This is a genomic window from Enterobacter cloacae complex sp. 6730903 (genome assembly GCF_048283985.1).
In the GTDB taxonomy this organism is placed as follows: Bacteria; Pseudomonadota; Gammaproteobacteria; order Enterobacterales; family Enterobacteriaceae; genus Enterobacter; species Enterobacter hormaechei_C.
In genome coordinates, this window is record NZ_JBLVXX010000001.1 from 83,395 (window position 1) to 105,658 (window position 22,264).

A 22,264-nucleotide genomic window follows, 5' to 3' on the forward strand; every position below is an offset into this window, starting at 1 on the left:
CCGTCAGGATTAGGGCGCTTTTTTATGCTGTGTGCAGAGTTCCGGCACCGGATCGCACCCGCTGGTATCGGCTTTTTTCACCTCTTCCAGCGCGCTGGCGACGGTATGGCGCGCTAAAACCGCTAACGAAGCCTGCTCCGCTTCATCAGCGATTGATTTGAAGTACCAGCAGGCGTTGGCGCTGACCACGCAGCGGGCCGGGACGTCAGGACGGGACGCCCACAGCTTTTTATCTTCAGTGACGGAAAGGTAGATATCACGCAGGGTGATCTCTTCCGCCGGGCGGCCAAGGTGAATAGAGCCGTTGCGGCCAAGCGTGGAGACGATAATGCCGTCGCGGGCGAGAGGAACCATTAATTTGCGGATAAAGCTCGGATTCGCTTCCAGGCCGTAAGCCAGGATTGCACTCGTCGAACGTTCACCCGATTGCTCCGCCATCGCTACGCTGAGAACCATCTGCAAAGCTGTCGGGAAGCGGTAATCTAACATTTTTCTGTCCTGGGTTGCGGTGAATCTTGTTCTTTTTGGCACCGCAGAGGTGAATAATCAGTAAGTAACAATATAACAAATACGGTAATTTTATTGAAGCAATCTGCGGCATACGTGAAGTAACGCTGCGCTGACACATGTCAGGATGTGTAGCGCCGCGTTTACGTTCATGCGAACGCCGGATTCGGGAAATCAACGGTCACCATAAGACCACCTTCGGCTGACGTACTCAGATTGACCCTGCCGTTGTGTTGCTGCGTAACGGCTTTAACGATAGCAAGCCCCAGTCCACTCCCGCTTTGGGTCTGATTAGGATCGCGGAAGAATCTGTCGAACACGCGCTCCCGCAATTCAACCGGAATGCCGGGACCCGCGTCTGAGACGCGCAGTTGAGCGGACTTGTCACGCGATTGCAGTTGTACCTCAATGCGTCCACCCTCAGGGCTGTACTTCACGGCATTCTCAATTAAATTGTCGATCAGCGATACCAGACGTTCCCGAATGCCTGTGATATGGATTTCATCATCGGCGATGAATTCAAACTCAATTCTGCGCCCGGACGCCAGCGGTTCCAGGGCAGCCATTCGCTCCTGAATAAGTGTTGTTAGCGGTACAGGCGACATCACCGTGCTGATATGCGCTTCGCTGTGCATCATCAGCAGAAGCTGATTGACGAGACGCGCAGCACGGCTATTGCTGCGAACAATGCCCGCAAGCAGCTCCTGCTGGCTTTCGCTGATGACCCAGGACTGCAACGCCTCGACGTTGATCCGCATCGCGGCCAGAGGCGTACGCAGTTCGTGTGCGGCATCGGCAATAAACATTCTTTCTCTTTCGGCGCTTTCCCGCACCCTGGCCAGAAAGTCATTAATCGCGTCTACCGTCTGGCGAAGCTCCCTGTGTCTGGGGACGGCTTTTAAAGGCGAGAGATCGTCCGGCGTGCGCAATGAAATTTCATCTACCACCTTGTTCCAGGGGCGCATCGCGATGCGGATGGACAGCCACGCGGGGAACAGAAGAAAAGGGATGCATATCATCAGCGGCATGACGTAGTAGCCGCGAGAGTTCAGGTAGATAAAGAAATTCCAGCTCCCGGCCGGGGTGAAGAGGGTGACCTCCACGTCGGAGTGCGCGGATTTGAGGGTACGGCTCGTCCATGTATGGTCTTCACTCTGGACATGCTGCATGACCCCCAGACGGCTATTTTTTACCCCCGTTGGCGCACCATCCGAAGAAAAAATCACCTCATTATGCTTACGAACAATGAGGTTGATGGACAGCTCCGGATCTTCACCGCCGCCATACCCCTCCCGCAGCGCCTTGCTGAACGCTGCCAGCACGGCATCACGCGCCTGCGGGCGATCGTCCATGCTCTCCACCAGGGAAAAAACGGTTTCGTAAGTCTCACTGCCCGTCAGTATGGGAGGGCTACGCAGGTCTTCCAGCAAAATGAAGGTTAAAAAGAGACACCAGAGCAACGTAAGCAGCAGCATCTGGGCGACCAGCATTCGCCTGACCAGCGTGGGAAGCCTGAGGTGGTGCCAAAAATTACGCATCAACCTGCCGCCTTCTGAACGGGTACGGTATCAATGACATACCCAACGCCTCTCACCGTTCGCACAAAGCCATCGCCAATTTTTCGCCGCAGGTTACCCATATGCACATCAAGCGCGTTGCTGAGGTTTTCTTTCGTGCCAAATATCCTTTCTTCCAGATACCGTCGCGTAAGCACGCGATCGGCGCGCAGCATTAACGTTTCAAGCAGCGCATATTCGCTTGCCGTCAGCTCAACGTGGCGTGCGCTCACCGTTACGCGACGCGTCGGAATATGAAGCGACAAACCGCGAATTTCTATTGCCTCATTTTCAAAACCGTAACTGCGCCGCGCAAGGGCTCTCACGCGCGCCAGCAGTTCGGCGAGAATAAAAGGTTTGACCAGATAATCGTCTGCGCCTGCATCCAGCCCGCACAGGCGGTCCTGTAGCGTGCCTCGCGCCGTCAGGATGATGACGGGGACGCCCTTAAGCTGTTGACGCAGGCGCGTCATCAGGCTCATGCCATCGCCATCGGGCAGCCCCAGGTCGAGCAAAATAAGTTCCGGCACGCAGAGCTCAAGCTGATGCAGCGCATCCTCTTTGCGGCGTACCCATATGACATCAAATCCTTGATCTGCTAGGGCGATACGCACGCCATTGCCGAGATCCAGGTCGTCTTCAATTAGTAGAATTTTCACATTGGTAACTGTATCAACAGTGCATGAAGAACAACTGAAGAACAAACGGTAACAGGTATTCTTCAGGGTTTACAGAACCTTCACGTGCTTCAGAATTTCTTCATTTACGGCTCATAAGAACCTTAGGGTGAGTATTCAGAATGGGCGCTCTGGCGTTTAACACCGCTTGTATCGCAATCATCTGAATCCAAAGGGCTTCTTTAATGAGAAACATCACACTGCGTCATAGTTTCCCCCGTTCACGCATCGGTCGCAGCATGAAAAGCATCTTGCCGGGGGCCGTCCTGGCGTTACTGGCCACCCCGGCGCTGGCGACAGAGCAGCCTCAGGGCAACGTGTTAACCCTGGGAGGCGGCGTGGATGTTTCGCCACGCTATTCCGGTTCGGACAAGAGCCGGGTCTCTGCGGCTCAGGTGGTTGATTACGCGATGGCAAATGGTTTTTTTGTCAGCACCACGCGGGGGATCGGCTACGGCAACAGCTTTGGTAACCTGGACTACAACGCAGCGCTGAGCTATCGCGCTGGACGTAAGGATCGCGACGTAAGCAGCGATTCGATCGCCTCCGGCAGCGACGACCTGCGAGGAATGGGTGACATTAAAGGCTCAGCTATCGTTGTGCCAGGGCTGGGGTACAGGGTGACTGACTGGCTGACCGTGCAGTTGCAGGCAGAGGTCCCGGTTTCTGAGAGAGACAATGGTGAAGCTGTGCATTTCGGTATTGCCAGCCCGCTCTATACATCTCCGAAAAATGCGTTAACGCTGGCGCTGACCGGTAGCTGGGGATCAAGTAAGTACGTGCAAACCTACTACGGGGTGAATGCCGCCCAGTCGGCCGCATCGGGTTTTGCCCGACACGATGCCGGATCGGGAATATATGCGTATTCGCTGAATCTGGACTGGACCCATAAGCTTACCTCCCGCTGGAGCCTGCTTGCCGCAGCTGGCGTTACGCAGCTGACGGGGGAGGCCGGCGATAGCCCCATTGTTCAGCGAAAAACATCTCCTGTGGGAAGTTTGAAGGTAACGTACAGCTTCTGATGGTTAAGAGAGGGGGGAAGGCGCGTTTGTGACAAAACCGCACATAACCTCGTTGCAGGAGCCGGAAGTGCATAAAGCCCGCAGGATGGCGTGGCCCGAAGTCGGACCGATCATCATGCGGGCTTTTTTGCTGATCACATACCAGCTTCAGCTGCTGCCGTCGGCAAACGTCCCGTGCGCCAGCAAATGACGTCAGCGCAAATACAGGAAGCAGGAAATATCGACGAATCATCTGTGTCTCTCCTCATCAGTTTATTATGGCGAGGAATACAGAAGACCATTTTTATGTATCGGGGATGTTTGCTTTTGCGGGCGTTTTGTACCGATTTGCCAGCGTAGCGCTCGGGATACAGTGCGATACAGTTTGTCTGCCGGGAGCGAACACGCTTTAGCGCTCGGGCGAATCCACCACAAGACCTGATTGCTGCGACTGAATTTTGTCCTGATGGTGATACCAGGCGCCAATGGAGGAGTAAACAAAGCGGCCAAAGAAAAACAGGAAACTGATGAGCAGTATGATGCGGGTCATCCGGGTGTTAAATCGATGTCGTTTTCGCATACGCGTAGCCTGACTCACTTTCTTTTCCTGAGTATACCCTTTTGGGCGATACGGCTATTAAGGCACAGCCGCAAGTCAGGGTCAATTCGGCGAAATGTAAAATACCGTCAATGCTTACATTAATTTATGTTATTAAAAACAACGCTTTTATTTATCGCATTGATAATTACAGGAAAAATATTCAAAAAAAACGTAAGAAAGGTTTATTCAGATAAATTAATTTGATTTAGGTCAACCGCATCCCGTCGTTGCTATTTAAAATCCCTCCTCCACTGTGCTTGCCAGGAATTTTCCGGGCAATGTGTACGTCAGGTTGGATGCCTGTCTTCATTTACCCTCTGGATCGCAAGGGTTGTAAACGAGCATCTATGAATATTCATCATATCCTGAAGCAAAATAAAGACCGCTGGTGGGCTCTTCCTCTTATTTTACCCGTCGTGTTACTCCCGGTGCTAAGTGTGGCTAATACCTTAACGCAGCTGGGCGACGGTATCGTTGCGCTCTATTATCTCCCGCTCTCTTTTCTGCTGGCGCTGCTGCTGTTCTTTGGCCTGGAAGCCCTCCCCGGGGTGGTGGTATCGCTATTTTTACGTTATTACCCCTCCGTTGGGTTATTTGAAGCCATGGCCGGCATTCTGCATTTTATCGTTCCTCTGGTGCTCAGCTGGGGCGGTTATCGCGTGTTTGCGCCCCGGCGCAATATGACCGCCTACGGTGACATACGCCTGATGGGGCAGCGTATTTTCTGGCAGGTGTTTTGTCCGGCAACGCTTTTTCTGATGCTGTTTCAGTTTGCGGTTTATCTCGGCGTCTATGAGAGCCGCCAGAGCCTCGCAGGACTGAATCCCCTCAATATTCGGACACTTATTAACTATCAGGGGCTGCTGGTAAGCGGGCTGACGGGCGTGCCGCTAAGCTACCTGCTGATCCGCCTGATACGTCATCCGCGCTATATCAAGGGACTGATGTCCCAGCTCCGCGCGCAAATAGACAAGAAGGTGACGGCCGTTGAGTTTGTGGTGTGGTTTTTAGCCCTGGGCGGGTTGCTGGTCATGCTGCTGTTGCCCATGAATGCAAACAGTTCCATTTTCAGTACCAACTACACCTTGTCCCTGCTGATGCCCGTGATGCTCTGGGGTGCGATGCGCTTTGGCTACAAGCTGATGTCACTCATCTGGACGCCGGTCCTGCTGGTGTCGATTCACTTTTTTTATCACTACATTCCGGTGCAGGAGGGTTATGGCATTCAGCTGGCGATCACCTCATCCAGCTATCTGGTCTTTTCCTTCGTTGTGACGTACATGTCGATGCTGGCGACACGCCAGCGGGCCATCAATATTCGCTCCCGCAGTCAGGCTTTTCTCGATCCGGTGGTGCATATGCCCAACCTGCGGGCGCTGTCGCGCGAGCTGGCCAGTCACCCGTGGTCGGCGCTCTGTTTACTGCGCGTGCCCGAGCTGGAGGTACTGGGACGCAATTACGGCGTGATGCTGCGGATCCAGTATAAACAGCAGCTGGCGCAATGGATAAACGGTACCCTTCAGCCCAATGAGCGAGTCTATCACCTCACCGGGTATGACATGGCGGTGCGTCTGGATGCGGAGTCGCATCAACAGCGCATTGAGACGCTGGACGAGCATATCAAGCAGTTCGTTTTTGTCTGGGATGGTATGCCGGTACAGCCTCAGGTTGGCATAAGCTATTGCTATGTGCGCTCACCCGTCAATCACCTCTATCTGGTGCTGGGGGAGCTGGGCATCGTGGCCGATCTCTCCCTTTCTACCAACCACCCGGAAAATCTTCAGCAGCGCGGGGCTGTTCACTTGCAGCGTAGCCTGAAAGATAAGGTCGCGATGATGAGCCGTTTGCAGGCCGCGCTGGAGCAGGACGCTTTTACCCTGCTGGTTCAACCCGTTCGCGGGCTGCGCGGCGATTGTTACCACGAGGTGCTGCTGCGAATGCGTGATGATAACGGGGCGCTGATCTTTCCCGAACAGTTCCTGCCCATCGCACAGGAGTTTGGTTTATCATCGCGTGTCGATTTATGGGTACTGGAGCGTACGCTGAGTTTCCTGGCACAGCACCGCCAGCGTTTGCCGGGCCAGCGCTTTGCGATCAACCTCGCACCTTCTACCGCCTACAGGGCGCAGTTCCCGCTTGAAGTGAGCCGCCTGTTAGCCAAATACGCCGTTGAAGCGTGGCAGCTGATCTTTGAAGTGACCGAAAGCAGCGCCTTTGGTCATGCGGATCTGGCGGCGTCGACCCTCAGGAAATTACAAAAAATGGGCATCCGGATCGCCATTGATGATTTTGGCACCGGCTACGCCAGCTATGCGCGGTTAAAAAGCGTGGACGCCGACATCCTCAAAATCGACGGCGGCTTTATTCGCAATATTGTCAGCAACAGCCTGGATTACCAGATTGTGGCTTCCATTTGCCATCTGGCCCGGATGAAGAAAATGCTGGTGGTGGCGGAATATGTGGAAACGGAAGAGATACGTAGCGCGGTGCACGCGCTAGGTATCGATTATGTGCAGGGCTATTTGATTGGGTTACCGGCTGAGCTTGATACGTTGCTCGACACGCAGCCTTCTCAGGAGAGCGCCTGAGCCGCTACGCTGCCGCCTCAGAACTCTCTTCTTCAATCTTCAACAGCCAGCCGGTTACCGCTTCCCAGTACTGCTGCTCTTTTTCCAGATCCAGCAGCACCAGCGCGTTCTGGCTAAACCAGTCGTGCGGGAAGCTCAGCGTCCAGTGATAGTCATCCGTTTTTAGCTTCAGCGTCGGCGGCGTGGTGGTTGCCTGTCGCTGATTATTGAGCAACACGCCCAGGCGCAACAGCTGAATGAGCGGCAGGAACTGCTTTTTCTTAAATAACGTAAAGCGCGGCAGATCGTCGAGCTTGATGGCTTTGCGGTGATAGCGCACCAGCGTCGCCATCATGGATTGCTGCTCCTGGTTGAAGCCAGGCAGATCGCTGTTTTGCAGAATATAGGCCGAATGGCGATGCATTCCGCTGTGGTTAATGTTCAGCCCCACCTCGTGCAGCATGGCGGCCCATTTCAACAGCGCGGCCAGCTGCGGATGCGCCAGCTTCGGATTCTGCTCCTCCCACTGCTCATACATCTGCACCGTGGTTTCGAGAACGCGCTTCGCCTGTTCGCGGTCGATGTTGTACTGGTTGGCCAGGCTCTGCGCGGTGCGGCTGCGAATATCCTGATGACGGAAACGGCCTTCCATCTCATACAGCACGCCTTCACGCAGGGCGCCGTCAGAGAGGCGCAGCTCTTTGATCGCCAGCGCGTCAAACACGCCGCAGAGGATCGCCAGCCCCGGTACGAACACGGCTTTACGTTCGTCGGACAGACCCGGCAGACTCAGGGCGTCGAAGCTCTTATGCTTAAGCACCTCTTCGGTGAGTTTCACCAGGCGCTCAGGCGTAATAAACCCGTCTTTTTCACCCATTGCCAGCAGCACTTCATGGGCCGCTTTAATCGAACCCGATGCGCCCAGCGCCACGTTCCAGCCCTGAATACGGTATTGCCAGGCCAGATTTTCCAGTTTTTGTACGGCGGCCATGCGCGCGCGCTGGAAGTTTTCGCGGGTGATGACGCCGCCCGGGAAATACATCTGCGCGAAGCTGACGCAGCCCATACGGCGGCTTTCCACCAGACGCGGCTCGAAGTCTTCACCAATCACCAGTTCCGTGGAGCCACCGCCGATATCAATCACCAGCTTGCGGCCTTTTTCCGGCTGCGTATGCTCCACGCCCATAAAAATCAGGCGCGCTTCTTCGTTACCGGAGATGATCTCGATCGGGTAGGGGATAACCTTTTCCGCGCGCTTAAGAAACTCCGGCGCGTTTAGCGCCTGGCGTAGCGTATGCGTCCCGACGATGCAGACGCTGGACGGCGAAAAGCCTTGCAGACGTTCTGCGAACAGCGACAGGCAGTTCAGCCCGCGCTCCATGGCCTCTTCGCTCAGCATGTTACGCGCGTCGAGACCATCGGCCAGATGCACACGCTGCTTCAGACGACCGATGATCTGCATTGCGCCATCCACCTCGCGGGCGATGACCATATGGAAACTGTTTGAGCCAAGATCGACCGCAGCGAACTCCTGCGGGCGTGGGGTATTATCGTTTATTGGCATAGGTTAATCGGGTTGCTCAAGTGATTTGATGTAATCGTAAATCGCCAGCTGCGACCGCACTTTACGGCGATTGCCGCGCGGTACATAGCGATTACTGAGTTCTTTGTCGATATAACGTGCTTTCACCGTATCGCTGAACAGGATCTCGATAATGTCCAGGATACGCTGCTTCAGGCGAGGATCCAGCAGCGGTGCCGCCACTTCAATACGGTAATCTATATTACGCGTCATCCAGTCGGCGGAAGAGAGATATACGCGCTTATCACCGGCGTTATCGAAAATATAGACGCGATCGTGTTCAAGATAGCGATCCACAATGCTGATCACGCGGATATTGTCGCTGATGCCTTCCAGTTCCGGAATGAGCGAGCACATGCCGCGAATGAGCAGATTTACCGGAACGCCGGAGCTGGAGGCCGCGTACAGGCGATCCACCAGCCCTTTGTCCACCAGATTGTTGAGCTTCAGCGTAATGCCGGACGACAAGCCGTTCTGCGCATTGGCAATCTCTTTGTCGATCATATCGTACAGCAGGCGTCGCGAGTTCTGCGGTGACACCAGCAGATAATCGAAGCTCACCGGGCGGTACGGGTTCTCAATGAAGTTGAACACCCGACGCACTTCGTTAGTGATGCGCGCATCGGCAGTCAGCAGCGAATAGTCGGTGTAAATTCGCGCGGTTTTCTCGTTAAAGTTCCCGGTACCGATATGGGCATAGCGCACCACGTCCTCGCCCTCTTTACGGGAGATCAGGAACAGCTTGGCGTGAATTTTCAGCCCCGGCGCGGAGAAGATGACGTGCACGCCCGCTTCCGTCAGTCGGCGCGCCCAGTGGATGTTGGCCTCTTCGTCGAAGCGAGCCTGGAGCTCAACCACCACGGTCACTTTCTTGCCGTTGTGCGCCGCGTGGATCATCGCATCGATGATACGGGAATCTTTCGCCACGCGATAAATGTTGATTTTGATCGCCAGCACGTTCGGATCGAACGAGGCCTGACGCAGCAATTCCAGCACGTGTTCAAAGGTGTGATACGGATAGTAGAGCAACACATCCCGCTCGCGGATGGCGTCGAACCCGTTGCGGAACTTATCGAACCAGATATGGCGCAGGCGCGGCAGCGGTTTGTTCACCAGATTGGCTTTGCCGACGTTCGGGAAGCCAATGAAATCTTTAAAGTTGTGGTAACGCCCGCCGGGAATAATGGAGTCGTAGCGGGAGATGGTCAGCTTATCGCGCAGCATCTCCACCATCGCGTCCGGCATATCGCGCTGATAGACAAACCGCACCGGTTCCGCCGTCAGGCGCTGCTTGAGGCTGGAAGACATCAGCTCCATCAGGCTGGCCTCCATCTCATGCACCAGATCGTACTCGGCGTCACGGGTCATCTTCATCGAGTAGGCGTTGAGCGCGTCGTAATCGAAGAAGCCTTTGAAGATATCGTCCAGGCAGTAGCGCAGGATGTTATCCAGCAGGATCATCGGCTTACGTCGGCGCGGGGTTTCCGGCGGCAGGTTTACAAAGCGTGGGACTTTATCAGACGGTATTTCCAGCAACGCGTAGTTAATGGTCTCACCCCGAATGATTTCTACCGCCAGATAGGTGTAATCATCTTTCAGGAACTGCACCAGATCGGTTTCACGATTGATCAGAATCGGGGTGATATGCTGGCGCAGATAATGTTTGAAATAGTGGCGCAGCCAGTTTTGCTGATTCGCGGAGAGCTGGCGTTCGTTGATCAGGAAGATTTGGTTGCGTGCCATTTCCAGCAGCAGCTCGTTATAGAGGCCATCAAATTCCTGATCGGCTTTCATTACGCGAGACTGGATTTTTCCAAGCAGATGCCGCGAGTGGGAGTTTAAGCCCTGTTCTTCGCTGATGATGATTCGCCGTTTCAGTTCGGCGAAGCGAACCTTGTAGAACTCATCCAGATTGTTGGAATAGATGCCTAAAAAACGCATACGTTCAATCAGCGGGTTGCTTTTATCGGCCGCTTCCTGAAGTACACGTTCGTTGAATGCTAACCAGCTTAGCTCTTTCTCGATGTATAACTTTTCCTGACCCATTACAGCTCACACTCCAGTTCAATCACAGGACGTGGTAAATCCGTCTCGTCCTTATTATGGCGAGCATTTCCACGATATGTCCAACAGTGCCAGAAAAGTATGACAGTTATTTTTTTATTGGGGAATTTAGAGGGTTGGGGGAGGGGGTGTCGGGTGGCGCTGCGCTTACCATGACCTACGGGACCGTAGGCCCGTGCAAGCGAAGCGCCGCCGGGCAATTCAAACAGACTACTCTTCAGCCGCATAACCCTGCGGGGGCAACTTCACGCCGTCCAGCCAGGCTGCGCCGTTGCGCATCTCCAGACGTCCATCGACAAACCAGCTTACCACCAGCGGATAAATGGCGTGTTCCTGCGTCTGCACACGTTCGGTCACGTCGTCTTCGTTGTCGCCGTCAAAGACCGGTACTTTTGCCTGCAAAATCACCGGACCACCGTCCAGCTCGTCGGTAACGAAATGCACGGAGGTACCATGCTCCTCATCGCCGTTCTCCAGCACCTGACGATGGGTATGCAGGCCGGGGTATTTTGGCAGCAGGGAAGGGTGGATATTGAGCAGTCGTCCGGCGTAGTGTGCAACAAAAGCCGGGCTCAGGATGCGCATGTAGCCTGCCAGCACCACCACGTCAGGCGCGTAGGCGTCAATCTCCTGCACCAGCTCACGGTCAAAGGCTTCACGCCCGGCGAACTGGCTGGCTTCCAGCGCGTGCGCAGGAATGTTCGCTTCCCGCGCGCGCTCAAGGCCGAATGCATCGGCCTTGTTGCTGAATACTGCCCGAATGGTGCCATTGATTTTCTTCTGTTTGCAGGCGTCTATGATTGCCTGCAAATTGCTTCCGTTGCCGGAAATGAGCACCACGATGTTTTTCATTCAATGACCACACGCTGTTCGGAATCGGATGCTTTAATCGTACCGATTTTCCACGCGTTTTCACCTTTTTCTGTCAGCAGCTTAACCGCTTTATCCGCTTCGCTGGCGGGCAGGGCGATAACCATGCCCACGCCGCAGTTAAAGGTGCGGTACATTTCGTGAGAGCTCACGTTGCCTGCGGTTTGCAGCCAGTTGAAGACGGACGGCCACTGCCATGAGGATGCGTCGATCACCGCCTGGGTATTGTCCGGCAGCACGCGCGGAATGTTTTCCCAGAAGCCGCCGCCGGTAAGGTGAGCGATGGCGTGCACGTCAACGTTCTCAATCAGCTCCAGCACGTTTTTCACGTAGATGCGGGTCGGGGCCAGCAGGTGATCGGCCAGCGGTTTGCCGTCCAGCTCGGTGGTCAGCGGGTCGCAACCGCTCACTTCGAGGATTTTACGCACCAGAGAGTAGCCGTTGGAGTGCGGACCGCTGGAGGCCAGCGCAACCAGCACATCGCCGTCTGCCACTTTGCTGCCGTCGATAATTTCTGATTTTTCTACCACGCCGACGCAGAAGCCTGCGACGTCATAATCTTCACCGTGATACATGCCCGGCATTTCAGCGGTTTCACCGCCGACCAGCGCACAGCCGGATTGCAGGCAGCCTTCGGCGATACCGTTAATGACGCTGGCTGCGGTATCCACGTCCAGCTTGCCGGTCGCGTAGTAATCGAGGAAGAACAGCGGCTCAGCGCCTTGTACCACCAGGTCGTTGACGCACATCGCCACCAGATCGATACCAATCGTATCGTGACGCTTAAGATCCATCGCCAGGCGCAGTTTTGTACCGACACCATCCGTACCCGAGACCAGCACAGGTTCACGATATTTTTGCGGCAGCGCGCACAGTGCGCCGAATCCACCCAGGCCGCCCATCACTTCCGGGCGGCGGGTTTTTTTCACCACACCTTTGATTCGGTCAACCAGCGCATTACCTGCGTCAATATCAACACCGGCATCTTTGTAGCTGAGAGAAGTTTTGTTGGTCACGGCTTAAATCCCCACGCGATTGCATAGCTAGTAAGAAAAATCGGCGCAATTCTAACAGTCCAGGCAAACGTTTGCGAGCCTATTCTCGGCGCGGGGATCTTTTTTTCTGTGCGGGCTGTCCAGGGCAACAAACTTGACTCCGTTCACGAAAATGAAACCGGTTTCGGCGATCTGCTTGCAACGGCTATCCCCTTTGCACATCATCAAACTGAAACCGGTTTCTGTAACTGTTTTTGCAGAAAATAACGCAGAATGAGGGATAGCGAATGTCAGGATTTAAAGCAGGTTTTCTGTGGGGTGGGGCCGTTGCGGCGCACCAGTTTGAAGGCGGCTGGAAAGAGGGCGGCAAGGGCGTGAGCGTTGCCGATGTCATGACGGCAGGCGCCCACGGGGTACCGCGTGAAATCACCAACGGCGTGCTGGAGGGGAAAAATTACCCAAACCACGAAGCCATCGACTTCTATCACCGCTATAAAGAAGACATCAAACTCTTTGCCGAGATGGGGTTCAAATGCTTCCGCACCTCCATCGCCTGGACGCGTATCTTCCCGAAAGGCGACGAGCTGGCGCCGAACGAAGCGGGACTCAAATTCTATGACGATCTTTTTGACGAGTGCCTGAAGCACGGCATCGAGCCGGTGATCACGCTTTCCCACTTCGAGATGCCTTTCCACCTGGTGACGGAATACGGCGGCTGGCGCAACCGTAAGCTGATCGACTTCTTTGTTCGCTTCGCGAAGGTCGTTTTTGAGCGCTACCAGCATAAAGTGAAGTACTGGATGACCTTTAACGAGATCAACAACCAGGCCAACTTCCACGAAGACTTTGCGCCGTTTACCAACTCCGGGCTGAAATATGCGCCCGGAGAAGATCGCGAGCCGGTGATGTTCCAGGCGGCGCACTATGAGCTGGTGGCCAGTGCCCTGGCGGTGAAGGCGGGGCGCGAGATCAACCCGTCGCTGCAAATCGGCTGCATGATTGCCATGTGCCCCATCTATCCGCTGACCTGTGCTCCGGACGACATGATGATGGCGATGAACGCCATGCATCGCCGCTACTGGTTCACCGACGTTCACGTGCGCGGCAAGTATCCGCAGCATCTGCTCAACTACTTTGAACGTCGCGGCTTCGCGCTGGATATCACCGAAGAAGATAAAGTGGCGCTGACGCAGGGCTGCGTGGATTACATCGGGTTCAGCTACTACATGTCTTTCGCCACCAAAGCGACGGCGGATAATCCGACGCTGGATTACGACGAGAGCAAGAGCCTGGTCTCTAACCCGTACGTGCAGAAATCCGACTGGGGCTGGCAGATTGACCCGGTGGGGCTTCGCTACTCCCTCAACTGGTTCTGGGATCACTATCAGCTGCCGCTATTTATTGTGGAAAACGGCTTTGGCGCGATCGACGTGCAGGAGAGCGACGGCACGGTGAACGACCAGTACCGCATCGACTACCTTTCCGCCCACATCCGCGAGATGAAAAAAGCGGTGGTGGAAGACGGCGTGGATCTGATGGGCTATACCCCGTGGGGCTGTATCGACCTGGTCTCTGCCGGCACCGGCGAGATGAAGAAACGCTACGGCTTTATCTTTGTCGATAAAGATAACGAAGGTAACGGCACGCTGAACCGCAGCAAGAAGAAATCGTTCGACTGGTATAAGCAGGTGATTGCGAGCAACGGAGAGCAGCTATAATTGCCCGGTGGCGCTGCGCTTACCGGGCCTACGGGATGTGTAGGCCGGGTAAGCGTTAGCGCCACCCGGCAGAATCCCGCACCCAAGCCGGAGCCCAGCCTCCGGCTTTTTTGTTTTTGATTGATGTACGTCAAGCAAGATGGGTATGGCGCAATCCGAAAAAAGCGGTATAATCCCGCGATTTTTTTGCGGATGCCACCTCAGAGGAGAAAGAGAATGAAGATTGTGGAAGTGAAACACCCACTCGTTAAACACAAGTTGGGCCTGATGCGTGAGCATGACATCAGCACGAAGCGTTTTCGCGAACTGGCTTCTGAAGTGGGTAGCCTGCTGACCTACGAAGCGACCTCTGATCTGGAAACGGAAAAAGTGACCATCGAAGGCTGGAACGGCCCGGTGCAGGTTGAGCAGATCAAAGGTAAAAAAATTACCGTGGTGCCAATCCTGCGTGCGGGTCTGGGCATGATGGAAGGCGTGCTGGAGCACGTCCCAAGCGCGCGTATCAGTGTGGTGGGTATCTACCGTAACGAAGAGACGCTTGAGCCGGTCCCGTACTTCCAGAAGCTGGTCTCTAACATCGACGAGCGTATGGCGCTGGTGGTTGACCCGATGCTGGCGACCGGTGGTTCGATGATCGCCACCATCGACCTGCTGAAAAAAGCGGGATGCAGCAGCATTAAAGTGCTGGTGCTGGTTGCGGCGCCGGAAGGTATCGCGGCGCTGGAAAAAGCGCACCCGGACGTTGAACTCTATACCGCGTCTGTCGACCAGGGACTGAACGAGCACGGGTACATCATCCCGGGGCTCGGCGATGCCGGCGATAAGATTTTTGGTACTAAATAATCGAATAACGATAAAGAAGCCGACTTTGATAGTCGGCTTTTTTTTGAATAAAAACCAACAATGACACTCAGAGGAAAACACTATGACGCGCCGTGCTATCGGGGTGAGTGAAAGACCGCCGCTTTTACAGACAATCCCGCTTAGTTTGCAGCACCTGTTCGCCATGTTTGGCGCAACCGTGCTGGTGCCAATCCTGTTTCACATTAACCCGGCTACCGTGCTGCTGTTTAACGGCATCGGTACGCTGCTTTACCTCTTCATCTGTAAAGGCAAAATCCCGGCCTATCTCGGGTCGAGCTTCGCGTTTATCTCCCCGGTACTACTGTTGCTGCCGCTGGGTTATGAGGTCGCGCTGGGCGGCTTTATTATGTGCGGCGTGCTGTTCTGCCTGGTCTCCTTCATCGTGAAGAAAGCCGGTACCGGCTGGCTGGACGTGATGTTCCCGCCTGCGGCCATGGGGGCCATCGTTGCCGTCATCGGCCTGGAGCTGGCGGGTGTCGCGGCGAACATGGCTGGGCTGCTGCCTGCGGACGGTCAGTCACCGGATTCCAAAACCATCATTATTTCGCTGGTGACGCTGGGCGTGACGGTTTTCGGTTCCGTCCTGTTCCGCGGCTTTATGGCGATTATCCCGATCCTGATCGGCGTGCTGGCGGGTTACGCGCTCTCCTTCGTGATGGGCGTTGTGGATACCACCCCGATTGCCGAGGCGCACTGGTTCGCGCTGCCAACCTTCTACACCCCGCGCTTTGAATGGTTCGCCATTTTCACTATTCTGCCTGCCGCGCTGGTGGTGATTGCTGAGCACGTCGGCCACCTGGTGGTCACGGCGAACATCGTGAAGCGCGACCTGATCCGCGACCCGGGCCTGCATCGCTCCATGTTTGCCAACGGTTTCTCCACCATCATCTCTGGTTTCTTCGGCTCCACGCCAAACACGACTTACGGTGAGAATATCGGCGTAATGGCGATCACCCGCGTCTACAGCACCTGGGTTATCGGCGGTGCGGCGATCATCGCCATTCTGCTCTCATGCGTTGGCAAACTGGCGGCGGCGATCCAGATTATCCCGGTTCCGGTGATGGGCGGCGTTTCCCTGCTGCTGTACGGGGTGATCGGTGCCTCCGGTATTCGCGTGCTGATTGAATCCAAAGTGGATTACAGCAAGGCGCAGAACCTGATCCTGACCTCCGTTATCCTGATTATCGGCGTGAGCGGCGCGAAGGTGCACATCGGCGCGGCAGAGCTGAAGGGGATGGCGCTGGCGACCATCGTCGGCGTCGGCCTGAGCCTGATTTTCAAGCTGATCTCGGTGATCCGCCCGGAAGAGGTGGTGCTGGACGCGGACGACAGCGAAAAAGCGCCACATTGATCGTCATGCCGGGCGAAGGATCGCCCGGTTCTCTCCTTGCAGGTTCCGTGTTAAACTCCATTCCGATTTTATGTAAGATCTCTGGTTGAGGTATTTCTGAACGGACCGGCACAGCTCTCTCTGCCACTTTATCTCCCTGACGACGAAACTTTCGCGAGTTTCTGGCCGGGTGATAACCCCTCTTTACTGGCTGCACTGCAAAACGTGCTGCGCCAGGAACACAGCGGATACATCTATATCTGGTCACGCGAAGGCGCGGGACGCAGCCACCTGCTGCATGCCGCCTGTGCGGAGCTTTCGGCGCGCGGTGACGCGGTAGGCTATGTGCCGCTGGATAAACGCACCTGGTTTGTGCCTGAGGTGCTGGAGGGCATGGAACATCTCTCCCTGGTCTGCATCGATAATATCGAATGCGTGGCGGGGGACGAACCGTGGGAAATGGCGATCTTTAACCTCTACAACCGCATTCTGGAGTCGGGCAAAACCCGGCTGCTGATCACCGGCGATCGTCCGCCGCGCCAGCTCAATCTGGGGCTGCCGGATCTGGCGTCTCGTCTGGACTGGGGGCAAATCTACAAGCTGCAACCGCTGTCGGATGAAGACAAACTCCAGGCACTTCAGTTGCGCGCCAGACTGCGCGGATTTGAACTGCCTGAAGACGTAGGGCGCTTCCTGCTCAAGCGTCTGGATCGGGAGATGCGCACGCTCTTTGATACGCTCGATCAGCTCGACCGCGCCTCCATTACCGCCCAGCGCAAGCTGACCATTCCGTTTGTAAAAGATATTCTTAAGCTTTGAGTTTTTTGCCCGGTGGCGCTGCGCTTACCGGGCCTACGAAAACCCGTCATACCTTGTAGGCCGGGTAAGGCGCAGCCGCCACCCGGCTAAAGATCCCCCAACAAGTGCTCCACCAGCAGTGGAATCGGTCTTCCCGATGCCACGCTTCTGCCGTTCTCACGCCACAGCGCCGTCCCGCTGATATCCAGATGCGCCCACGGAATGGTCGGCGGGCAGAAGTGGTGCAGCAGCCACGCCGCCGAGGCGCTGATCGCCGCGTTATTGGTCGGCGTGTTGCACAGATCGGCAATCGCGCTGTCGGTTTGCTTTTTCAGCCGGGCGTCCAGCGGCAGGGACCACACCTCGTCGCCGCTCCGTTTGCCCGCGTGCGTCAGTGCCTGACGCAGCGGTTCATCCTGGGTCATCAGCCCGCTCAGCTCATACCCCAGCGCTTTCACCACCGCTCCGGTTAAGGTCGCCATATCAATGATATAGTGCGCCTGCGGATGGCGCTGACTCGCCCAGGCGATAGCGTCTGCCAGCACCAGCCGGCCTTCGGCATCGGTATTGTTGATTTCCACCGTAATGCCGTTGCAGGCCGTTGCCACCGTGCCGGGCTGCATGGCGTCGGGGCCGATGGCGTTTTCCGCCAGCGCCAGCACGCCCATGATGCGCACGGGTAATTTCAGCTCTGCAACGGTCAGCATCAGCCCGAGTACGTTAGCCGCGCCGCACATGTCATATTTCATGGTGTACATGCCCGCGCCTTCCTTCAGCCACAGGCCGCCGGTGTCAAAGGTAATGCCTTTTCCCACGTAGCAGCGCACCGGGCCATCAGACACGCCGTTATAGTGAATAGCCAGCAGGCGCGGCGGGCAGGTCGCCCCTTTGCCAACGGCATGCAGCAGTCCAAGTCCCTGCTCAACAATTTGCGTTTCATCCAACACTTCGCAGCGCAGGGCAGGGCTGGCGGCACACAGTTTTTGCGCCTCTTCCACCACAAACTGCGGCGTGCAGCGGTCGGACGGCATATCCGCCAGACGTCGCGCTGCGACCATGCCGTGGGCGATGGCCTGCTGCTGGCGGAAGGCCGTCTCCAGCTTCGCCTGCTGTTCCGGCAGGCAGAGGGCAGTGATGCAGGTAAGACGCAGCGCTTCGTCCGTCTTCTTCAGCTTCAGGTCACTGAGCCTGTGCGCCTGATTAAAGAGAAAACGCAGTACCTGCGCCAGCACCACATCGTCAATATCCGTCACGTCCAGCACGAGTTCGGTGCTGGCGGGGGCGGCAAGCAGCGGTCGCAGAGCGGTAAGCAACCCTTCGGTCAGGGCGTCATGCCAGAGCGCGTCCGGCAACAGGGTGATGCGGGCAAACGGCGCGCAGCCAAAGCGCGTGTCGGCGACGGTGCTCTGCTGGCGCATTTCAGCGATAAGAGCGTTTTCCGGTAACAGGGAACTGTCAGCGCGCGCAATCAAATGGCTGTTCGGCTTCGCGTCTGAAAGCGCGTTGATAAACTGGTACGTGATCATCATGACTCCTCAATCGGCGCGCGGATCCGCGCGGCATAGGCCTGCATCCACTCCTCATCTACCGCGTGATAGTGCGTTTTCTCCCGCAGGCGTTCAGTACGGAAAACGGTGAGGGGCTGGCGAGCCGTCGCCACCACGAACGAGAAGGTTTTGATGTTGGTCGCGGCGCCAAATTCTCCTTTGCTGTTCATGCACACCACGGAAAGATCGCCCGCGCGACCGAAGCGCGACATCAGCTTGTCTTCCAGTTCGAACACCACGGAGTCTGCCGCCTGCTGCGGCGTCATGCCTTGCGCCATCCGGCGAACGATTTCGTAGCTGGTACAGCCCTTCATCAGATCTTCACCGACGCCCGTGGCGGTGGCCGCGCCGGTTTCGCTGTCGCAGTAAAAGCCGGAGCCGATGATGGGTGAGTCACCGAGGCGACCGCGTTTTTTCATAAACAGGCCGCTGGTGGAAGTGGCGACGCTCATCGAGCCCTGTTTATCGAGGCCGATGATGCCGACGGTGTCATGTCCGTCGTAGGGGCTTAACCCCTTGTCCAGCGTTTCGCGGCAGCGCTTACGGTAGTGTTGCATGGCGCGATCCGTGAGCATGGTTTTGTCGGCAAAACCCTGGCTCAGCGCCCATTCGCGCGCGCCCTGGCCGACCAGCAGGCTGTTATAGCGCTGGCGGCTGAGCGCGTGCGCCACGCGCACCGGGTTGGCGATATCCACCAGATTGCCCACGGCGCCGAACGCCAGCGTGTCGCCGTCCATATAGGCCGCGTCCAGCTCCACCTCGCCGTTTTCGGTGGGCAGCCCGCCGTAGCCGACGGATTTATAAAACGGAAAGTCCTCGACGGCGGCGACGGCATCCACCACCGCCGCAGCGACCGGTTTGCCCGCAGCCAGCGCAGACGCGGACTCCGTTACCCCTTCAAGCGCCATTCGCCAGGTTGCGATAATTCCCCACATGCTTTACTCCTGTTTTGCAAGGGTTGTGTCGGGTTGCGTAGCGGTAGTCAGCTCCGCGGCGCGGTACTGTTTATCCACGATACGCATGAAAGGCAGGTACAGCATGGCGCCAATCAGCAGGTTGATCAGCTGCATCACGCTGCCGCTCAGGTGCCCGGTGACGATAAAGCCGCTAATAACCGGCGGCAGCGTCCAGGGGATAAACACCCCGGTGGTGACGGCGACCGCACCAATTTTCATCGCCGCATACTGCACGGTGACCAGCACCAGCGGTACCAGATTGAACGGGATGAGCATGATTGGGTTCATGATCACCGGCAGGCCAAAGAGAATCGGTTCGTTGATGTTAAACACCGACGCGCCCGCGCCGAGGCGCGCCACTTCGCGCATGTTTTTGCTGCGGGCGAAAATCAGCATCGCAATCACCAGCGACAGCGTGGCGCCCGCGCCGCCCATCCAGATCATGTCAAAAAACTGTTCGGTGATGATGTGTGGCGGCGTCGTTCCCGCCTGGATCGCGGCGATGTTGTCGGTCTGGTTTTCCATCCACAACGGACGAATAATGCCGTTGATCATCGAACCGGAGTTAATGCCCACTGACCACAGAATGGTGATGCTGAATACGGTCATCAGCGCGCCAAAGTAAGAGGTGCCGTAATGACGCACCGGGGTGGCAACCACTTCATAAATAAACTGGTGGATGGTGTGGTAGTGGGTGTTTTCAAAGATGATGCGGATAAGCAACACCAGAATCATCACCAGCAGGGCCGGGATCAGGGCCGCGAACGACTCCTGCACCGCCGGAGGCACGCCGTCCGGCATTTTGATGACCAGCTTTTTGCGCTTCAGCCAGCAGAACAGTTCCGTCCACAGCAGGGAACCGATCATCGCCACGAACAGCCCTTTGCTGCCAATCCACTCTACCGGCATCACGGTAATGCCGCCGTTTTCCGCCACCTTAATAAACGGGGTCAGGATCAGAAACGCGACCAGCGCCAGGATGCCGCAGGAGATGCGGTCCTCGCCGTAGTGTTCCGCCAGGCGGTAGGCCACCAGGAAGCTGATAAACAGCGACATGGTCGAGAACACCGCGTTGAAGGGGATCTCAATAATCGCGCTCCAGCTGTCACCAAAGGCCTGAGACATAAACTGCTGATAGGCCTGATTCGGGAAGGAGGAGATCACCAGCAGAATGGAGCCGACGATGATAAACGGCATGAATGAAACGTAGGCCCCACGAATGGCCCCAAGATGACGCTGCTGGGCCGTTTTCGCCGCCAGAGGCATCAGTTTTGCTTCAAGAAATCCCAGAACATTGTTCATTGTGAACTCCGTACAAGATTGAGGGGTGTTGTTTATGTTATGTCTGTGGATTATCAGTGAAGCGCGGCGAGCGAAAGGTGAAATCGGTCACAAAGCATTCGCTGCTCTGATATAAATCTCATAAGATTAGTTGCGGAGAGAGACGCGATGGAAATCAAACTACATGCCAACGCCACCACCACACCGCGTATCCGTCGCTATCTTCAGCAGTCAGATAAAAGCGACAGAGAGCTTGCCGTTGAGCTGGGGATCTCGGTCACCACCGTCAGGCGCTGGCGCAACCGCGACCAGGTTTCGGATAATCACACCACGCCAAAAGTGATACACAAAGCGCTGAGACAAGAGCAGGCGGCACTGATAAATGCCCTGCGGGATATCACCGGGGCACCGCTGGATGAATTGCTGCTGCTGGTGAATGACGGACTCGGGATCGCCGTTTCCCGCGCGACCCTGAACCGCTACCTCAAACCAGCCTCGCTAAAACAAAAGGGGGCGTCGTTGCAGGGCAAAAAGGCGCTGAAGGCCGGAATCATGCCGCAGAAGCTACTCCTGCATCATCAGCCGCTGTCGCTGCATATGGACGACGGTGGCGAGCAACACCTGCTCTGGGCGCGTGAACCCGTCAGCGGCTGGTGCTACGCCCGGCTTTATGCCGGTGTCTCGCCGCAGTTGCTGACCCGCTGGTCGAACGAGGTGCTGGCTGCCTGTCCGGCTGATATTCAATCTGTTGAGACTTTTGGGCTGGAAGTGAACTTGCCGGAGCATAACGTCACCGTAAAAGTGCATTCACAGTATTATCTCGCCCTTCAGGTCACCGTGCCGTTACGCGAAATCATTCCGCGGGTGAACAGTGAACCGATGGGAGAGCTGTTGATCCAACTGTGTGAGTTTTACAACCGGGTAAAAGCGCAGAAAAAGCTGGGAGAGCGTACGCCGCAGGCGTTTCTGGAAGCGCTGCGGCGTAACGATTAGACGATCCCGAGCACGTCTTCCGGCGGACGGCCGATACGCGCCTTGCCGTTCGCCACGACAATCGGGCGCTCAATCAGCTTAGGATTGTCGACCATCGCCTGAATCAGCCGATCTTCAGTGAGACTGGTATCGTTCAGATTAAGCGACTTATACAGATCTTCTTTCTGACGCATCAGGTCGCGTGCGCTGCCCATGTTAAGCATCTTCAGCAGCTGGCGGATCGTCTGCGCGTCCGGCGGCGTCTCCAGATACAACACCACTTCCGGTTCGATGCCGTTAGACTTCAGCAGATTCAGCGTCTCGCGGCTCTTGGAGCAGCGAGGGTTATGGTAAATTTTTACCGCGTCTGTCATGACT

20 protein-coding genes are annotated in these 22,264 nt (G+C 56.2%); 8 read left to right on the forward strand and 12 right to left on the reverse strand.

From position 1 onward, the window contains the following. Positions 1 to 9: 9 nt before the first annotated feature. The 3 genes from ACNQ0W_RS00375 to ACNQ0W_RS00385 all read right to left on the reverse strand — a co-directional run bounded on the left by ACNQ0W_RS00375 (position 10) and on the right by ACNQ0W_RS00385 (position 2,722). On the reverse strand, positions 10 to 489 hold the full coding sequence (locus ACNQ0W_RS00375) for an RrF2 family transcriptional regulator (protein ID WP_003860591.1): 480 nt from the start codon (positions 487 to 489) through the stop codon (positions 10 to 12). 167 nt (positions 490 to 656) lie between these two features. Further along, a complete protein-coding gene (locus ACNQ0W_RS00380) occupies positions 657 to 2,045 on the reverse strand; it encodes a sensor histidine kinase (protein ID WP_116329927.1) in 1,389 nt (462 codons plus the stop codon). Further along, positions 2,045 to 2,722, reverse strand: a complete 678-nt coding sequence (locus ACNQ0W_RS00385) for a response regulator (protein WP_062933287.1) — start codon at positions 2,720 to 2,722, stop codon at positions 2,045 to 2,047. The genes ACNQ0W_RS00380 and ACNQ0W_RS00385 overlap by 1 nt, the downstream gene beginning before the upstream one ends. 203 nt (positions 2,723 to 2,925) lie before the next feature. Between ACNQ0W_RS00385 and ACNQ0W_RS00390 the strand changes: the two genes are divergently transcribed. Both ACNQ0W_RS00390 and ACNQ0W_RS00395 read left to right on the forward strand, forming a co-directional pair. Next, positions 2,926 to 3,762: a MipA/OmpV family protein gene (locus tag ACNQ0W_RS00390; RefSeq protein WP_062933286.1), complete on the forward strand. Its 837-nt coding sequence runs from the start codon at positions 2,926 to 2,928 to the stop codon at positions 3,760 to 3,762. A 28-nt stretch (positions 3,763 to 3,790) separates the two neighbouring features. Then, a complete protein-coding gene (locus ACNQ0W_RS00395; protein WP_154815990.1) occupies positions 3,791 to 3,952 on the forward strand; it encodes a hypothetical protein in 162 nt (53 codons plus the stop codon). Positions 3,953 to 4,150: 198 nt separating this feature from the next. On the opposite strand, the gene ACNQ0W_RS00400 is transcribed toward ACNQ0W_RS00395, so the two are convergent. After that, entirely contained in the window at positions 4,151 to 4,321 is a 171-nt protein-coding gene (locus ACNQ0W_RS00400) for a YfgG family protein (protein WP_017383512.1), read from the reverse strand. Between the two features lie 368 nt (positions 4,322 to 4,689). Here ACNQ0W_RS00400 and ACNQ0W_RS00405 point away from each other — a divergent pair, with 368 nt between their 5' ends. Beyond that, on the forward strand, positions 4,690 to 6,930 hold the full coding sequence (locus ACNQ0W_RS00405) for an EAL domain-containing protein (protein WP_062933285.1): 2,241 nt from the start codon (positions 4,690 to 4,692) through the stop codon (positions 6,928 to 6,930). A gap of 4 nt (positions 6,931 to 6,934) precedes the next feature. Here ACNQ0W_RS00405 and ppx read toward each other — a convergent pair whose 3' ends face one another. The 4 genes from ppx to purM form a co-directional block, all read right to left on the reverse strand. Continuing rightward, the gene (gene ppx / locus ACNQ0W_RS00410; protein ID WP_017383510.1) at positions 6,935 to 8,473 is read right to left on the reverse strand and encodes an exopolyphosphatase; all 1,539 of its coding nucleotides are present in this window, start codon (positions 8,471 to 8,473) and stop codon (positions 6,935 to 6,937) included. Positions 8,474 to 8,476: 3 nt separating this feature from the next. Further along, positions 8,477 to 10,537, reverse strand: coding sequence for a polyphosphate kinase 1 (gene ppk1 / locus ACNQ0W_RS00415; protein WP_062933284.1), 2,061 nt, complete (start codon positions 10,535 to 10,537; stop codon positions 8,477 to 8,479). A 228-nt stretch (positions 10,538 to 10,765) separates the two neighbouring features. After that, positions 10,766 to 11,407, reverse strand: coding sequence for a phosphoribosylglycinamide formyltransferase (purN, locus tag ACNQ0W_RS00420; protein WP_006811493.1), 642 nt, complete (start codon positions 11,405 to 11,407; stop codon positions 10,766 to 10,768). Beyond that, positions 11,404 to 12,441 (reverse strand): phosphoribosylformylglycinamidine cyclo-ligase, encoded by a 1,038-nt coding sequence (gene purM / locus ACNQ0W_RS00425; RefSeq protein WP_017383509.1) that lies wholly within the window; start codon positions 12,439 to 12,441, stop codon positions 11,404 to 11,406. The genes purN and purM overlap by 4 nt, the downstream gene beginning before the upstream one ends. 266 nt (positions 12,442 to 12,707) lie before the next feature. Between purM and ACNQ0W_RS00430 the strand changes: the two genes are divergently transcribed. The 4 genes from ACNQ0W_RS00430 to ACNQ0W_RS00445 all read left to right on the forward strand — a co-directional run bounded on the left by ACNQ0W_RS00430 (position 12,708) and on the right by ACNQ0W_RS00445 (position 17,151). Next, the gene (locus tag ACNQ0W_RS00430) at positions 12,708 to 14,138 is read left to right on the forward strand and encodes a 6-phospho-beta-glucosidase (RefSeq protein ID WP_062933283.1); all 1,431 of its coding nucleotides are present in this window, start codon (positions 12,708 to 12,710) and stop codon (positions 14,136 to 14,138) included. Positions 14,139 to 14,354: 216 nt separating this feature from the next. Continuing rightward, on the forward strand, positions 14,355 to 14,981 hold the full coding sequence (gene upp / locus ACNQ0W_RS00435) for a uracil phosphoribosyltransferase (protein ID WP_003860560.1): 627 nt from the start codon (positions 14,355 to 14,357) through the stop codon (positions 14,979 to 14,981). 82 nt (positions 14,982 to 15,063) lie between these two features. Continuing rightward, positions 15,064 to 16,353, forward strand: coding sequence for a uracil permease (uraA, locus tag ACNQ0W_RS00440; protein ID WP_003860558.1), 1,290 nt, complete (start codon positions 15,064 to 15,066; stop codon positions 16,351 to 16,353). A gap of 96 nt (positions 16,354 to 16,449) precedes the next feature. Continuing rightward, positions 16,450 to 17,151, forward strand: a complete 702-nt coding sequence (locus tag ACNQ0W_RS00445; RefSeq protein WP_211482948.1) for a DnaA inactivator Hda — start codon at positions 16,450 to 16,452, stop codon at positions 17,149 to 17,151. 86 nt (positions 17,152 to 17,237) lie between these two features. On the opposite strand, the gene ACNQ0W_RS00450 is transcribed toward ACNQ0W_RS00445, so the two are convergent. Genes ACNQ0W_RS00450 through celB form a run of 3 tightly spaced genes read right to left on the reverse strand, consistent with a single transcriptional unit; the run spans position 17,238 to position 20,935 of the window. Further along, on the reverse strand, positions 17,238 to 18,656 hold the full coding sequence (locus tag ACNQ0W_RS00450; protein ID WP_062933281.1) for a leucyl aminopeptidase family protein: 1,419 nt from the start codon (positions 18,654 to 18,656) through the stop codon (positions 17,238 to 17,240). Next, on the reverse strand, positions 18,656 to 19,612 hold the full coding sequence (locus tag ACNQ0W_RS00455; protein WP_015572193.1) for a N(4)-(beta-N-acetylglucosaminyl)-L-asparaginase: 957 nt from the start codon (positions 19,610 to 19,612) through the stop codon (positions 18,656 to 18,658). The genes ACNQ0W_RS00450 and ACNQ0W_RS00455 overlap by 1 nt, the downstream gene beginning before the upstream one ends. A 3-nt stretch (positions 19,613 to 19,615) precedes the next feature. After that, positions 19,616 to 20,935, reverse strand: coding sequence for a PTS cellobiose transporter subunit IIC (gene celB / locus ACNQ0W_RS00460; protein ID WP_062933280.1), 1,320 nt, complete (start codon positions 20,933 to 20,935; stop codon positions 19,616 to 19,618). A 147-nt stretch (positions 20,936 to 21,082) separates the two neighbouring features. On the opposite strand from celB, the gene ACNQ0W_RS00465 reads away from it, so the two are divergent. Next, complete coding sequence (locus tag ACNQ0W_RS00465) at positions 21,083 to 21,907, forward strand: hypothetical protein (protein WP_062933279.1); 825 nt, start codon at positions 21,083 to 21,085, stop codon at positions 21,905 to 21,907. Here ACNQ0W_RS00465 and arsC read toward each other — a convergent pair. After that, positions 21,904 to 22,260 (reverse strand): arsenate reductase (glutaredoxin), encoded by a 357-nt coding sequence (gene arsC, locus ACNQ0W_RS00470; RefSeq protein WP_062933278.1) that lies wholly within the window; start codon positions 22,258 to 22,260, stop codon positions 21,904 to 21,906. The genes ACNQ0W_RS00465 and arsC overlap by 4 nt on opposite strands. Positions 22,261 to 22,264 lie beyond the last annotated feature (4 nt).